This is a genomic window from Winogradskyella ouciana, from assembly GCF_009709615.1.
Lineage (GTDB): Bacteria > Bacteroidota > Bacteroidia > Flavobacteriales > Flavobacteriaceae > Winogradskyella > Winogradskyella ouciana.
This window is the reverse complement of the sequence record NZ_WJYA01000318.1, coordinates 1-234: the sequence shown is the minus strand read 5'-3', so window position 1 is coordinate 234 and position 234 is coordinate 1. Positions and strand designations below refer to the sequence as shown.

General features: G+C 73.9%; 1 protein-coding gene. It reads right to left on the bottom strand.

What is annotated here, in order from left to right:
• Positions 1-234, bottom strand: a 234-nt coding sequence (locus F1003_RS16760) for a hypothetical protein (protein ID WP_162307030.1), incomplete at both ends; no start/stop codon positions are given.

Genomic DNA, 234 nt, shown 5'->3' with positions numbered 1-234 from the left:
GGGGTCTCGGCGAGACGCTCCCCGACGAGGATCACCGCGTCCGTACTGTCCAGGGCGCGGGCGGCGGCAGCGACCTCGGGGTCCCGGTCGGCCCCCGTGGCGAGTTCGCCGAGCACACCGGCCTCCGCGCCCGGACGGGTGCGCAGCAGCGTCCCCCCGGCCTTGTGCAGCCCGGGAGTCGCGTGTGTGCCGAGGGAGTAGACGTCCAACCCGTTGTTGCGAATGGCCTTGCGT